Consider the following 13,589-nt stretch of genomic DNA (forward strand, 5'->3'; position numbering starts at 1 on the left):
TATCCGAAGAGGTAGGTATGAAAAAATATTTTAATCAGTCCTTATTTGTATTTTTAATTCTTAGCAATTTATTTCTCATTAGTTGTTCTAGTGAAGATGAACAGGCCATTGCAAATATCATCGAAGAGGTAAGTAAAGATATCCCTGAGGGTGATATTGTAAACCCTAGTGAAGTGACTGAAGTTATCAGTAGAAAGAGTTTTCTTAGAAAATTTAGAGTAACTGATCCTATTTTCTTAAAACCACTTGAGGAGCGCATTGAGGCATTAAATAAAGCATCTAATTACCACTTTGATATTGAGTCGGGGAAGTGTTTTGATATAGACGCAGTTGAAGCAAGAGGTGAGTCAGACTCACTTGAATGTAATATTCCCGCTGCCGTTGAATCTGAAAACTATAAATTTTCTCACTATAATTTCTTTGGAGCAGACGCCAGAGGGGCCAGTGTCAAAGATGCGGAAGTTTCTATTTATGATTTGGTCTTTGCTGAAGTTCAGTTTGATATAAATTCAATATTAAATAGCGAAAAGAGACCATTCTATCAACTCTTTCATAATCATAAACGTGTCTATTACAATCAAAAGAATATGGAAGAAAAATATTCTAAAGCGCTTAAAAAGTATCAGGAAAGAAAGAGAACGTTAAAAAAGAAATTCAGGGCAGCTAAGACCGATAAGGCCAGAGAAGGGATTAAGAATAAAATTCTTAAGACTAATGAGCAAATTGAATTGGTTAAGTTGAATCATAAAATTGCAAGAAAGAAAGCTTCTAGACATCTAAAAGAGCTTAAGTGGATATCAAAAGTTGATGAGCTTGAGCAGATGAATGAAACATTCTCTGGAAAGAATAAAAAATTCGCATTCTTTGATGGATCAATGGGTTATAGCTTTGCTCCATCAAATGAAGTTTTAAATGATAAAAACTTTACTGTCTCTTTATGGTTTAGAACGTTGATTGATCAGCAAGATAAGAGGCTAATTAACTTCCACCGTGAAGCCAGTCCCGGTAGTGCCTTGAACTTGTCTCTTAAAAAAGGGAAAGTTGTCATGGGTCTACATAATGGTACAAATTATATTTCTAACGAAGTGGACTTTGAGTATGATGATGGGGTTTGGCACCACTTTGCTGTAACAAAGTCTAAGAAAGGATTTATTGTTTATATTGATGGAGAAAAATCTCTTCAATACACTGGGGAGTTTTCTGGCCTTGGTGCTCATCCTGTTGTCTTGGGCTCTTATAATGGTCAAGGTTACTTCTATAGTGGAGATTTAGATGAAGTAAGTATCTGGTCCCGATCTCTTAGTAAAAAAGATATTAGAGAAGTGTATAATTCTGGTGTTCCAGGAAATATAAAATTGCACACATCTTCTACCTTCATTAATCATTGGTGGAGACTTGGGGATCATAAAAAAGATAGTGATAATTCTTTCTATGATTCTTACTCTAAGCAAAGCTTCTTGCTAGTAGAGTAAGCTCTTGGATTCACATTTTCGGCACTTTATTCCTGAGTATATTTCTCGGCTAATGCTCTTTTAGTTAACTTTAATGGGGAAATTCGTATCTACTTAATATTTTTATAGTAATCTATTGAGTTCTTTGTTAACCTATTAATATATATGGATTTTGCATTAGACTTTAATTCACGGAGGAAGTATGAGTCTTACTAAAGCCGACATTGTTGAGCGTGTTTATAAAGAAGCTGGGTTTTCCAAGAAGGAAGCAGCTGACTTAGTTGATCTTGTATTCAAGGTTATTAAGGATACGTTAGCAAGAGGCGAAAAAGTAAAAATTTCTGGTTTCGGAAACTTTTCAATTAGAGACAAAGCAACAAGAGTAGGTCGTAATCCACAAACTGGAAACTCGATGGAAATCTCTGCAAGACGTGTTTTGACTTTCAAGCCATCACAAGTACTAAAAGAAGATGTAACTGCACGTTACTCTCATAGACTTGATGATAAAGGAAATGAAGATACTTCATTGCCTGCTAAGGAAGGTTCATCTCGTGCTTTAAGTTCATTTATGAATAACACTGAAGATATCAGTGGTGATGATTTAGACTTTGATTAGAATAGAGTTCTGAGGAACTCTACATACATTTCGGGGGAAGTATGAGTGCTCAAATTGAGATTCCAAATAAATCGCATTTCAAGTTAAATGAAGTGTGTTCTTTAACAGGTGTTAAGCCATACGTTTTAAGATTTTGGGAAACTGAATTTGAACAAATTTCTCCGATCTTATCCTCTTCAGGTCAAAAGCTTTACGAACATAAAGATATTGAAGCAATTGCTTATATCAAGAAGTTACTCTTCGATGATAAATTAACAATTGACCACGCTAAACGTGAACTTGATTTACAACACTTTTCTCAAACACAAGAAGATGAACAAGAACTAGTCGAGCCTGAGGCCCATGCTAGGCCTGAGAGATTTTCAAGAAGTCTTTCTGATTCTGATATTCAAAAGCTTGTGATGGCAAAAGCTAAGTTAAATTCTTTAATTTCAAGTGTTGATACTTTGAAGCAGAGAAATAACTGGCAATAAGTCCTTCTTAGTGTGTGATTCAATATTAGTTCTATCTTTGATTATCATAGATTCAATTTTCTTAAAGTAGTTTGATAGAACTTCTCTTGTCGAATTTAACTTTCCACTATTTAACATTTTTTCAATACTAGAGAGCTCTTTTAAAATTGTTTGATAGCAATTTTCGTTAAACGAGTTGATCCATGGATTAACTTTTACCTCATGGTCAGTTAATTTTTCATCAACAAGTTCTGTGAGGTCATCTAAAAGTTGAAATACAATACCTATACTATGTCCTAGTCTGAAAATATTTTTAGACTCTTGGTAGTAAGATTTACTACCTTTTTCATCCATTGCGCACCAAAGACCTAGCAACATGGATACCTGAATCAGTCTGGCCGTTTTATATTCATGAGTTCTTAAAAGGTTTTCAAAACTAAGAGTCATCTCTTCACTAAGATCGAGAACCTGTCCTTGGATAAGTCCTTTAGGGCCTAGCGCCCATGAGTAGAGTCTTAGGACTAGTGAGAGGTTTGTGCCTTTGTACTTGCCCAGAAGGGCAAAAGAAGCGCTTAAAAGACCATCTCCGGCCAAAAGCGCTTTCCATTCATTGAACTTTATATGCGCCGATGGCTTTCCTCTTCTTTGGTCATCATCATCCATGCATGGAAGATCGTCATGCAGTAATGTATAGGCGTGATGAACCTCAACGGAGCTTGCTAGAAAGTTAATTGAGTTTTTGTGATTATTAAGGAAGTCAAAATTTTCAAGCCCTAAAAAATCTTTGTAAACTGAACATACCAGTTGGGGTCTAAAGACTTTTCCTGGAGGAAGCGTTCCATATCTATACACTTCAGAAAATGAGTGATTAGGAATAAGCGAGTTGACGTGAGTCTCTAGGTTTTTGACAATTTTTGATAATTCCATAATTTAGCCTTGTTAGGCTGTGAACTTATCAAAAATTGTATTTATTGGAAACTAGGAACTGGTGAAGAAAGTCTTCCTCCGACTTTAAATTTGTAGAAGCCTTTGTCGCTGGGTTGTCTGCCGCTTAGCATTGCGTTAAGTAGAGCGAAACTTTCTAAGATTGTTTGCGAAAACTTAACTTCTCCTACTAAATCTAGTGTCGAGTTATCTGTATTGTGAGGGTTTAGTTTGATATTGCCATCTATAAGAGCAATGATAGGTGAGTTAGAGTTACCAATCCTTATATCTTTAAGCTCAATCAAGTTCTTAGCGTTAACACTAGATTTTATTTGTAACTGACTAATTGGTAGTGCTGGAAGATCTACGAGGCCCGCGACATTTTGAGGAGGTATATTGAGATTTGTTGAACTTATAATTACATCTCCTGAGGTAAGATTACCTTGGTTGATATTTACTAAGGCCTCTATTTCAAAGTCTCCACTGAATTTAAGTGATTTCTTACCAAGTAATGCAAGTAGCGTTTCATGGGAGATTGAAGACTTGTCAATTTTGATCACTTGTCGGTTCATTCCAATTGTTGGGTAGATATTAAGAACCGTAAGCTTGTGCTTAATTTTTGTATGAAACTTCAATCCAATTGGCCAAACACTCGGCATCTGTAAGCTTAGAGCAAGATCATTTAGCTTCATCATTCCACCGGGATTATTGAAGCAAACTCCACTTATGACAGGCTTTTTCAAAATAATTTTTGGAGTAAACCATTCAATTCTTAGGTCATCATAAGTGATAGGACAGGCCCTATTTGTTGCAAGTGCATTAACAACTGATGTTTTAATTATTTTTGAAATAGGAAAATTAAAGAAAAAGGCCAAGAAAAAAAGAACTACTGCTGCAATAACTATTTTCGTTATTGTAAGTCGACTTTGTTCATAAATCTCTTCTGGTAATTCATTCGGTTGTACTTTTAACTTAACCATTATTTTGCAACCTTTCCATAATGTGTAATTTTAATCGTTCCACTAATGAGGGATTTAGTTGTATCTCGCTTTAATACGATCTCTTCGATTTTCACTTTTTCGGCCTGTAAAAGACCAATGATAAGATCAGAGAGGTTAGCAGAAGTGAGTAGCTTAACTGTAATCATAGCTTCTGATTTAGAGATATTTCCTGATTGTTCTAATGGTTCAAAACTCGCTACCGATATATTGCTAGGTGAGATACTCTTTCTTTGTGCAAGCCTGTTAAGTCTTTGATTTAGATCATTTCTATTTAAAACTTGGTGAGGAGAAATAATTCTAGAACCAACTCTTTCTACTTCATTTTTCTTAGCAATGAAGAATTGAATTTCTTCGAGTATACTCGCTTTTGTTTCAATTGTACTCTTTAACATTGAGTTAGAGATAAAGAAAGCTAGCATGACAAATATTGGAACTAGTATGAGTAGATAAGAACCTGCTTGTGAAACAATCTTTAACTGCTGCTCACTAAGTGAGTTCATTGTTTCATCAATTTTGGCCTTGGCCGGGCTTTCTTTGAATGCATCTAGCTGCTTAAAAATAAAATCATCTATTTGTTTTATGACTTTCTTTCTCATATATTTTCCGTAAATTTAATGACCATTGTTCTAGCATTCTTTTTTAACTCAATATTTAAGTCGTTAAATGGTCCATTTTTTAAATGTGTCTGTAGTGCTTCAAGTTCTTTAGGTTCTTTAGAGCTAAAGTGAATTCGAACGTTACCACCCTTATTCTCGAAGAGTTCCATATTAATTAATTCATTTCGCGAGATATATTCACTTATTTGAATAAGTGGTATGGCAGCGTTTACTTCTGAAGCAGACATAATCGTTTTTATTTCTTGTTTAACTACTGAGTTCTTCTTTTTCACAATAGAGAGAATTTGCTTAGGATCTCTATTGTATTTTTTCTGATCACGTCTTGAAACGGAGAGGGCTTCGTATTTAATAAGCTTTTTAATTTTACTATCAAGGGAGCGTGATTCTTTTTGTAGAATAAAGCTTCTCTCAACTACCATAAAGCAAATGAGCATAGCACAAACGGCCATTACTCTTGTAAAGATAAAAGAAACTGAGTGTAATGAGATTGAATCTGAAAATCCACTAGTATAGTTTCCAGTCAAAAAGTTTGGTATTTGTGTTGATGATCTTTGCGCTGCGGCCATCATGTAAGATAGAAGAAAGCTTTGTCTCTTTGCTGAAGGCAAATCTTTAATTTTATCAGTTTTGAACTTTTCAACTTTAATATTTAGGTGTGAAGTAAGGAAGTTTTCAATATTATTTATATTTGAACTACCACCAGTTAAGAAGATTTTATTAATAGGGTTACCGAACTTAACTCTATATCCTAGCTCCCATCTCTTTAGGTCTAAGATAAGAGGCATAATTGACTGCGCCATTAGTGTCGCAAAGTCTCTTTGTTCTTCAGTAACATCAGAGAGCTGGTCTTCTGTTAAGAAAAAACAATTCTCGTGCTTGTAGATAACTGCTTCATCAAGAGGTATTTGATAAGTTGATGAGATGATATCATCTAAAACTTTTCCACCTAGGTTTGTTAAGTGAGAGGAAATGACTTCTTTGTTATGAATGAAGTAGGCATTTGTAGATTCGTGACCAATGTCAATTATACAAAATGAACCCGTATACTCTTTTTGATCTATAAAGCTCTGAATCACACCCATTTCTGTCGTTAAGATTCCAGGCAGTGTTCCAGTTTCTTCTAAGTAGCTATAGTAGTTATCGAAGTAATCCAGTTGTGCAATACTAACTAGAGCAGAGAAGTTCTCACCGTGCTTTATCAAAGTAGAAGTGTAATGAATATCCGAAAGCGAATATGGAATATTTTCTTCTAATAAGAAAGGAACCATCTGTTCAGCTTTCTTTCTGTTGTTAACAGGAAGTTCAAGGTACCTAGAAGTCGTGAAGTTATCTTGAATTTGATAGATGATCTTACCCTCAAACTCTGATTGTTTTAAGTAACTTCTGATAATTTCATTGTGAATTTCATTAACTGTAGTGTCAGGATCAAATTGTGCTCTAATTTTAGAGATGACAATTTCTCTATGCCCTAAATACTTAAGTTGTTTTCTTTCTAAGCGACATTCAAAAAATTTTACCGAGTAAGTACCAAGGTCAATTGCTAGTATATTCATAGTAATATATTACCAGAATCATTAGAAAATTGCCTCGTATTTATCTAGGAAATAATGTCCAATCTATATTTGTTGAGCGTTTTACTCAATTCTTATTTCGATAATTCTTGGAGCTAGTAATTCGATAATTTGCTCTTCTTCTTTCTTTTCTTCATCTGGGTCTTCTCCAGGCTCATCAAGCAGTTTATCGGGATCAGCATCAGGGTCAGATGGATCTTTGGAAGCTTCTTTCTTTGCTGCCTCGGCCTCTTTCTTCTTTTCTTCTTCCGTCTTTAATTGAGGCTTGATAGGTAGGTCAGCAAAAGCTGTTATGCTATATTCTGCACGACCAAAGAAACCTTTAGAAACTATTTTGTAGAGCTTTCCTGCAACCGCAATTTTAAGTCCTGCCTGATCAAACTCTTTTTTTCTATCTTCATATGTTTGATCATCGACTATTGCCAATTTATTGACCACTAGCTCTTTAAAGTCTTTTTCAGATTTAAACTCCTGGGCCTTTATTTGTAGCTCCTCATCTCCATCTCTATACTTAAAGAACTCCTCTGATTGAATCGGAGTTATAGAAGGAAAGAGAATTTTTAGTTGATCCTGCGTGATTTCATTTACAGGGATGATACTGACTTCATGTGCCGTGAGCTTTCCATCAAAGAGCTTAATAATGCTATCGTTCCAACCTAGTAACATATTTAACTCATCTATGGAGTTAAGAGGGGCATGCTTTGGTTGTACATCCTGAGCGAGATAATTTGCTTCTATTTCGGCCCTTTCGATATCATTGAAATTCTTCTGATCATTTACATAGAATTTTAACTCTTTAATAAGAAGCTCGGCATTAACATTGCCATAGACAGCATCATAGTTTTCATTGGTTTCTTTTTCTTTATCAAGTGCATCTTGAAGGGTTTCCACTAATTTATTTTCAATATAGGCGTCAGGTGACGTTTTCTTCTTATCTTCGTCTTGCGAATCAGCGTCTGGGTTATCCGTATCTGTGCTAGGGGAAACTCTCAAATTATTAGGATTTAAAAAGCCTGATACAGAGCTCATTGAAACAGTCATTCTGCCTTTGATCATATTATTTTTTTCAAAGTCCGCTAGAGCTGATTTTTGTTGGGCATCTAATGCTCCAGGCAGCTCTAATGGAACAGCAAAGTCCATCGTGACAACATTTTCTAATACAGAAGGTTTAATAAGTTCTTTTAGCTGCTTATTTTTCTCTATTAAGTTTCGACCTTCTTGATAGAGTTTAAGTTTTGCCATCGCAAAATTTAGTCCCGCCTCCGCATTTAGTCTTGCTTGAAATTTATCTTGTTGATTATAAATTTTAATCTTATTTATCTTAGACTCGAAAGTGAAGTCGGCCAGTAGAAAGGCCAAAATGGCAATGACAGACATAACCATCATGATGGCCATACCAGATTCATTATTAGAAATGGTTTTAGTATTACTCTTGTTCATCATCACTATCTTTAACGTTACTTCCTAAATTTCCACCATTAGATGGATTTGAGTCAGGGTCTTTCGCTGTTTCTGTCTTCTTTGCTTTTTCATCTTTTTCAGTATCAAATAGCGGAAACAAAGGTCTAAATGTTCTTTCAATCTCAATTTCATTATTATCTTTATTAATCCAGACCATCTTTACTTTTATTATTCTAGGAGTCTCTCTATCAATTGCAAGTTCTGCAATAGAGTCCACAAACTTCTTTGTTTCTTTATTCCAGAATTGAAATTGGAATGATTTTAAATCCTTTAACAGGACATGTTCTTTAATTTTATCCCAGTTAAAATCTTTTTTAAAAATATTTTCACTCTCGACAGATCTAACAAGCTCATACTGTACACCTGTTTTTAGAGACTCTTCTGAGATCGATCGAATAGAGTAGCGAATCCAGTTAAAACGAGACTGTTTAGAGTCTTCGCGAATTCTCCTATTAGAAGTTGACATAAAGACTAGTTCTGTTTTTGATTCATTAAGAAATGCCGGAATAATATCTCCGGCCGTAGAAATTGCTGGAAATCTCTCGCTAGGCTCGTAAGTGCTAAGAGGGTCTTTTGTATTTGTTGTATCCGTTGGAGTTGGCTCGTCTTGGTCTTGATTCTCATTCTTTGAATATGCAGCATTGAAATACATTGGAGAGTAGATTTGAGATATATCTGTTTCTAATCTTTCTAGGGCCGTTACTAATTGTAAGGAATCACGATCTTCTGAAATGATCTTGTCTTTTGTCTCTGTACTATTTTGGACAATTGTATACATCATAGACATAAGAAGGGCCAAAACCGTAATAGCGATCAATACTTCAATGAGAGTAAAGCCTTCTTGATTTGATAAATTTCTATTTTTAGAAACTTTCTTCATAGCTGCTCAAATTGAATCTGTGCTTGATGGTTATATAACCAAGTGCTCACAGAGTAGTTTCTATCAGTGTTTTCGTTCTTTACTGTTACTTCTACTTGCCAAATTATTTTTTCGAGGTTCTTTTTTACATTTTCAAAAATTTTCTTCTGACTTGGGTCTTGATCTTCTTCGGTCGTTCCCATTATTTTTTGAAAATCTGGTAATTCAAATTTAGTATATTTAACTTCATAGCTAAAACTCTCGTCTTCTTTAAACTTTCCAGCGTCGGCCTTTAAAGTGAGAGACTCTTTTAGCTCTGGTGGATCAATAATTAATTCATTAATCTTTTGCTCAGCGAATCTTTTAAGACTTAGTTCATCTCTCATCACTGTACTGTCTGTGACATTATAACCTTGAGCGGTCAGGTAGGCAGTTACAAAGACTGAGAAAATAGCAAGAGAGATCATGACTTCAATAAGAGTAAAGCCAGCTTGATTGATAAATATTTTTTTTATTCTTTTAACCATTCTTGATAGATTTCTTCTGCCATTTCGACTTGTTTGTCAGTTATATCGCCTTCAGATTCTAAATCTATCGAATAGTACTTCCTTTTAAGATCTATCGTAAAAGGGGAGACTGTTATTGACGCTAATTCATCATCTGTTGCTACAACAATTATAGCACTATCTTTTTCTCCCGTGGGATAAATATAGAGGGCATTTTCGCCATTGAGAACCATGGCCTGATTGAGAGTTGTACCTATTCCAATAATACGTACACCTGGAGGTATATCTTTCTGTCCATCTTCAAATTCTTTTACGCTTGAAAACTTCTTGTCTAGAGCCTTTTTTTTCGACTTTTCTTCATCTTCTTCCTCTCTACTTTGCACAAGAGTTTTTTTAGATGCTGGCAGCACAAAGTTTCCATCTGGTCCAAACTCTACGCTCCATTTTTGTGGATCTTCATCAAGATTAAAATTGATTCTAATCATTGCATTTCTAAGGGCCGCTTCATCAGCAGAGAATCGAATCCCTCTTTCAATATCATTAAGTGCTTCGTCTAAGTTTCGTCGAGTAGAAAAACTGGTACCAGTTACGACAGTTAGGACAATAGTAACAAGTAGGAGGGCCACTAACATTTCTATTAGTGTGAACCCTCTATCATTACTTGTTATAGTTTTATTCATTAAATCTAGTTTTTCTTCTTATTGAGGTGCATATCTTCGTCAGTACCTTCTCCGCCTTCAGTTCTATCTGGTCCATATGTCCAAATATTGAAGCTTCTTCCATCAGATTCGTAGAAGAATTCTTCATCCCACGGATCTCTTGGAACTTCTGCAGCGTCCATGAATCCTTCAGGAGGGTAGTTCTTACACTCTTTTCCACCACTTGGTTTTTGAATAAGTGCTTCTAGACCCTGATCTGTTGTTGGATATGTTCCACATTTTCTTCTATAGTCTTGTAGTACAGACTTTAAACTCTTCATTTGAATATTGGCAGATTTTCTTTGTCCTTCTGTTAATTGGTCAAAGATCTTTCCGGCAACAAAAGTACCAGCGATACCCAAGAGTGTTAAGGCGATTAGAATTTCAATCAGTGAGAAACCACCTGATTGTCTTAGCATTTGTTTCATGCTCTCTTTTTTCATTATGTCTCCTTTTAAAAGTTAATTAATTGAGTTGAGCTCCATCATTGGAACAACAACTGAGAAAATGATAAAGGCAACAGCGATACCCATACCGACTAACATTATAGGCTCTAAGACAGAGGTTAGTCCATTAAGTTTTCCTTCTACTTGATCTTCATAATTTTCAGATATAATCAATAGCATATCTTCTAGTTCACCAGCTTTTTCTCCCAGTGTCATCATATGTGTCACCATTGTTGGAAAAAGACCTGAACGTGCCAGTGGGGCCGATAATGAAGCACCTTCTGAGACATTAACCCTTGCTTCTTCTACAGCATTTTGCATATGTACATTACCAATCAAGTTCTTAACAATCTTTAGTGCTGCCATAATTGGAACGCCAGAGTTTAGAAGAGTCGCTAAAGTTGAGCAAAACCGACTGACATTGACCATCATCACAAGCTCTCCGATAACTGGAAGTTTTAATAGGAGCTTGTCCCATTTAAATTTTCCTTTTTTAGAGGTGATATACTTTTTAAAGAACATACTTCCAAAAATAACTGCTAGAATAACCGCCCACCAGTATCCTTTTAGAAATTCTGATATCCAGATACAAATTTGCGTTTGAATTGGAAGTTCCTTTTTCATTGTGTCAAAAATCTTGGTTATTTTAGGAATAACAAAAATGAAAATGATTCCCATCATAAGTGAGCCAACACCAATCATAATTATTGGATAGGTCATTGCTCCTTTAACTTTATTTTTTAACTTCACCTGTGCTTCTGTAAAGTCAGCAAGCTTTAGGAGGACAACTTGCAGTGTCCCTGAGGATTCACCTGCCTCAACCATATTGACATAGACATTATCGAATACTTTTGGATAGTCTGATAATGCTTTTGCTAGTGAAGAACCTTCATTAACTTTTTGTTTGATTTCTGCCAAAATAATTTTTAGCTTTTGATTATCTGTTTGATCAACTAGGGCACTAAAGGCCTCGACAATTTGTATCTTTGCCTTAATAAGTGTTGCAAGCTGTCTTGTCATGAGAGACAAGTCTTGAATTGAAACTGTTTGACCAAAGCTTAAACCTGAGCCACTAGAAGAGTTCTTATTTTGAGACTTCTGCTCACTTATTTCAATGAGCATGACTCCACTAGAGCGGATTTTAGACTTGGCGGTAGTAAGACTCTCTGCATTTACAGAGCTCTTAATTTCTTTACCAGTTTTATCTAGACCTTTATAAGCGTAAATCGCCATTAACTCTTATCCTGCTGATGATCGTCGTGATGATCTTCTTCATTGATGGCCCTAACCATTTCATCTATGGATGTTATTCCTTTAAATACTTTTGAAAGAGCATCACTTCTTAATGTTTGCATACCACTTTTTACTGCTGCCTTCTTTATAGTTCCAGAGTCGGCCTTCTTTAGAATGAGCGGCCTTACAATGTCATCAATAACGAGTAACTCTGATACAACAGTCATACTATTAAATCCGTCATAGTTACACTTAGGGCAACCTTTTGGCTTAAAAATTGTTGCATCAGGTGGAATATTTCTAACGCCCATCATCTCCATATCAAATTGAGTAGGCTTATGTGGAACTTTACAGTTATTACATAAAGTCCTGATTAGCCTTTGGGCCAAAACTCCGGCCAGTGAAGATGCAATTAGAAAGGGCTGAACTCCCATGTCAATGAGTCGACCAGGAGCCGAAAATGAATCATTTGTATGCACTGTTGAAAGAACAAAGTGACCTGTTAGAGATGCTTGAATTGCCATTTCTGCAGTTTCTAAATCTCTTGTTTCCCCAACCATAATTACATCAGGGTTCTGTCTAAGTATCGATCTCAATGCAATGGCAAATGAGAGGTCAATTTTATGATTAACCTGAATTTGCGATATACCTGGAACTTCATATTCTACAGGATCTTCTACTGTAATAATCATTTTATCTGGAGTATTGATCTCATCTAACATCGCGAATAGGGTAGTTGTTTTACCGTGACCAGTTGGTCCTGAAACATAGACAACTCCATGTTTTCTAGATCCGAGTTCTTGCAATTGCTTTAGAACATTTCCATGAAAACCAAGGTGTTCAAGTTTTAAGACTGTATTACTCTTTTCAAGTACCCTCATAACTATTCTTTCACCGTTTTGGATTGGAACAGTAGAGAGACGAATATCAATATCTTTACCTGCCATCTTAATTGGAATACGACCATCTTGAGGCAATCTCTTTTCTGCAATATCAAGCTTTGCCATAACTTTTATACGTGAACTTACGGCAGAGTGAGTTTTAATAGGTTGCCTAAGAACTTCTCTCATCACTCGATTTATTCTAAAGCGGTAAACTGTTTCTTTTTCATAAGGCTCGATATGTATATCTGAAGCACCTTCTTTTACTGCTCTAAAAATGATCGAGTTTACAAAACGAATAACTGGCGCTTCGTCAGCACCTGCATCTAAAATATCGATTGGTCCATCAAGGTCGAGAGACTCTTCAAATTCATCTTCTAGCGAGTCAACTATATTTCTATTGGCCTTTTCATAGACTCTGTTAATTGCTTCTGAAATCTTCATTGGATGAGCTACTACTAGCTTTACCTCTTTTTTAAAGATTTCTCTGATGTCGTTAATCGCATCAAAATTAAATGGGTCCGTTAATGCCACTGATATTGTATAGTCAGTTTCTAGTAGGGGAAGAACCTCATGACTTTTTGCATAGTTGATCGGAATTTGAAATGTAATATTAGGATCAATATCATCTACATTTATCTCAGTAATATATGGGATATTTACCTGATGACAAATAACTTTAATTATATCGTGCGGATGAATATAGTTCTTTTTAAGAAGAATTTCACCAATTAGCATTCCAGATTCTTCTTGAATATGAAGTGCTTCTGTAAGTTGGTCTTCTGTAAGAGTAGTATGTTGAAGAAGGAGCTGACCAATCATCTCCTTTTGTCCTTCAACTTTCTCTAGCATGTGTTCTGAAATTTTCAAAAC

14 protein-coding genes are annotated in these 13,589 nt (G+C 35.4%); 3 read left to right on the forward strand and 11 right to left on the reverse strand.

All coding sequences use genetic code 11. The features are described 5' to 3' along the window. The first annotated feature begins 17 nt into the window (after nt 1-17). The 3 genes from DPQ89_RS12225 (at nt 18) to DPQ89_RS12235 (ending at nt 2,540) form a co-directional block, all read left to right on the forward strand. Complete coding sequence (locus DPQ89_RS12225; protein WP_127717294.1) at nt 18-1,472, forward strand: LamG domain-containing protein; 1,455 nt, start codon at nt 18-20, stop codon at nt 1,470-1,472. 181 nt (nt 1,473-1,653) lie between these two features. Further along, nucleotides 1,654-2,067 carry an integration host factor subunit alpha gene (locus DPQ89_RS12230; RefSeq protein WP_127717296.1) on the forward strand — a complete coding sequence of 138 codons (414 nt, stop codon included), beginning with the start codon at nt 1,654-1,656 and terminating at the stop codon, nt 2,065-2,067. 41 nt (nt 2,068-2,108) lie between these two features. Continuing rightward, complete coding sequence (locus tag DPQ89_RS12235) at nt 2,109-2,540, forward strand: MerR family transcriptional regulator (protein WP_127717298.1); 432 nt, start codon at nt 2,109-2,111, stop codon at nt 2,538-2,540. On the opposite strand, the gene DPQ89_RS12240 is transcribed toward DPQ89_RS12235, so the two are convergent. The 11 genes from DPQ89_RS12240 to gspE form a co-directional block, all read right to left on the reverse strand. Continuing rightward, entirely contained in the window at nt 2,499-3,446 is a 948-nt protein-coding gene (locus tag DPQ89_RS12240) for a polyprenyl synthetase family protein (RefSeq protein ID WP_127717300.1), read from the reverse strand. The genes DPQ89_RS12235 and DPQ89_RS12240 overlap by 42 nt on opposite strands. A 41-nt stretch (nt 3,447-3,487) precedes the next feature. Continuing rightward, entirely contained in the window at nt 3,488-4,423 is a 936-nt protein-coding gene (gspN, locus tag DPQ89_RS12245) for a type II secretion system protein GspN (protein WP_127717301.1), read from the reverse strand. Beyond that, nucleotides 4,423-5,040: a hypothetical protein gene (locus tag DPQ89_RS12250; RefSeq protein WP_127717302.1), complete on the reverse strand. Its 618-nt coding sequence runs from the start codon at nt 5,038-5,040 to the stop codon at nt 4,423-4,425. Before DPQ89_RS12250 ends, gspN begins: the two co-directional genes overlap by 1 nt. Further along, nucleotides 5,037-6,614: a pilus assembly protein PilM gene (gene pilM / locus DPQ89_RS12255; protein WP_127717303.1), complete on the reverse strand. Its 1,578-nt coding sequence runs from the start codon at nt 6,612-6,614 to the stop codon at nt 5,037-5,039. The genes DPQ89_RS12250 and pilM overlap by 4 nt, the downstream gene beginning before the upstream one ends. A gap of 81 nt (nt 6,615-6,695) precedes the next feature. Further along, nucleotides 6,696-8,072 (reverse strand): hypothetical protein, encoded by a 1,377-nt coding sequence (locus tag DPQ89_RS12260; RefSeq protein WP_127717304.1) that lies wholly within the window; start codon nt 8,070-8,072, stop codon nt 6,696-6,698. Next, the gene (locus DPQ89_RS12265) at nt 8,059-8,973 is read right to left on the reverse strand and encodes a prepilin-type N-terminal cleavage/methylation domain-containing protein (RefSeq protein WP_127717305.1); all 915 of its coding nucleotides are present in this window, start codon (nt 8,971-8,973) and stop codon (nt 8,059-8,061) included. Before DPQ89_RS12265 ends, DPQ89_RS12260 begins: the two co-directional genes overlap by 14 nt. Continuing rightward, nucleotides 8,970-9,479: a prepilin-type N-terminal cleavage/methylation domain-containing protein gene (locus tag DPQ89_RS12270; protein ID WP_127717306.1), complete on the reverse strand. Its 510-nt coding sequence runs from the start codon at nt 9,477-9,479 to the stop codon at nt 8,970-8,972. The genes DPQ89_RS12265 and DPQ89_RS12270 overlap by 4 nt, the downstream gene beginning before the upstream one ends. After that, complete coding sequence (locus DPQ89_RS12275) at nt 9,464-10,138, reverse strand: Tfp pilus assembly protein FimT/FimU (RefSeq protein WP_127717307.1); 675 nt, start codon at nt 10,136-10,138, stop codon at nt 9,464-9,466. The genes DPQ89_RS12270 and DPQ89_RS12275 overlap by 16 nt, the downstream gene beginning before the upstream one ends. Nucleotides 10,139-10,143: 5 nt before the next feature. Beyond that, entirely contained in the window at nt 10,144-10,599 is a 456-nt protein-coding gene (gene gspG, locus DPQ89_RS12280; RefSeq protein WP_127717308.1) for a type II secretion system major pseudopilin GspG, read from the reverse strand. A gap of 18 nt (nt 10,600-10,617) precedes the next feature. Continuing rightward, a complete protein-coding gene (gene gspF / locus DPQ89_RS12285) occupies nt 10,618-11,835 on the reverse strand; it encodes a type II secretion system inner membrane protein GspF (RefSeq protein ID WP_127717309.1) in 1,218 nt (405 codons plus the stop codon). Further along, on the reverse strand, nt 11,835-13,586 hold the full coding sequence (gene gspE / locus DPQ89_RS12290; RefSeq protein WP_127717310.1) for a type II secretion system ATPase GspE: 1,752 nt from the start codon (nt 13,584-13,586) through the stop codon (nt 11,835-11,837). Before gspE ends, gspF begins: the two co-directional genes overlap by 1 nt. Nucleotides 13,587-13,589 lie beyond the last annotated feature (3 nt).

The sequence above is a fragment of the Halobacteriovorax sp. HLS genome (assembly GCF_004006665.1).
GTDB lineage: Bacteria > Bdellovibrionota > Bacteriovoracia > Bacteriovoracales > Bacteriovoracaceae > Halobacteriovorax.

What these genes read in the sequence shown, in the direction of transcription:
- DPQ89_RS12230 (WP_127717296.1), top strand. Translation starts at nt 1,654, where the DNA reads ATGAGTCTTACTAAAGCCGACATTGTTGAGCGTGTTTATAAAGAAGCT.
- DPQ89_RS12225 (WP_127717294.1), top strand. Translation starts at nt 18, where the DNA reads ATGAAAAAATATTTTAATCAGTCCTTATTTGTATTTTTAATTCTTAGC.
- gspF (WP_127717309.1), bottom strand. Translation starts at nt 11,835, where the DNA reads ATGGCGATTTACGCTTATAAAGGTCTAGATAAAACTGGTAAAGAAATT.
- DPQ89_RS12250 (WP_127717302.1), bottom strand. Translation starts at nt 5,040, where the DNA reads ATGAGAAAGAAAGTCATAAAACAAATAGATGATTTTATTTTTAAGCAG.
- DPQ89_RS12235 (WP_127717298.1), top strand. Translation starts at nt 2,109, where the DNA reads ATGAGTGCTCAAATTGAGATTCCAAATAAATCGCATTTCAAGTTAAAT.
- pilM (WP_127717303.1), bottom strand. Translation starts at nt 6,614, where the DNA reads ATGAATATACTAGCAATTGACCTTGGTACTTACTCGGTAAAATTTTTT.
- DPQ89_RS12270 (WP_127717306.1), bottom strand. Translation starts at nt 9,479, where the DNA reads ATGGTTAAAAGAATAAAAAAAATATTTATCAATCAAGCTGGCTTTACT.
- DPQ89_RS12260 (WP_127717304.1), bottom strand. Translation starts at nt 8,072, where the DNA reads ATGAACAAGAGTAATACTAAAACCATTTCTAATAATGAATCTGGTATG.
- DPQ89_RS12275 (WP_127717307.1), bottom strand. Translation starts at nt 10,138, where the DNA reads ATGAATAAAACTATAACAAGTAATGATAGAGGGTTCACACTAATAGAA.
- DPQ89_RS12240 (WP_127717300.1), bottom strand. Translation starts at nt 3,446, where the DNA reads ATGGAATTATCAAAAATTGTCAAAAACCTAGAGACTCACGTCAACTCG.
- gspN (WP_127717301.1), bottom strand. Translation starts at nt 4,423, where the DNA reads ATGGTTAAGTTAAAAGTACAACCGAATGAATTACCAGAAGAGATTTAT.
- gspG (WP_127717308.1), bottom strand. Translation starts at nt 10,599, where the DNA reads ATGAAAAAAGAGAGCATGAAACAAATGCTAAGACAATCAGGTGGTTTC.
- DPQ89_RS12265 (WP_127717305.1), bottom strand. Translation starts at nt 8,973, where the DNA reads ATGAAGAAAGTTTCTAAAAATAGAAATTTATCAAATCAAGAAGGCTTT.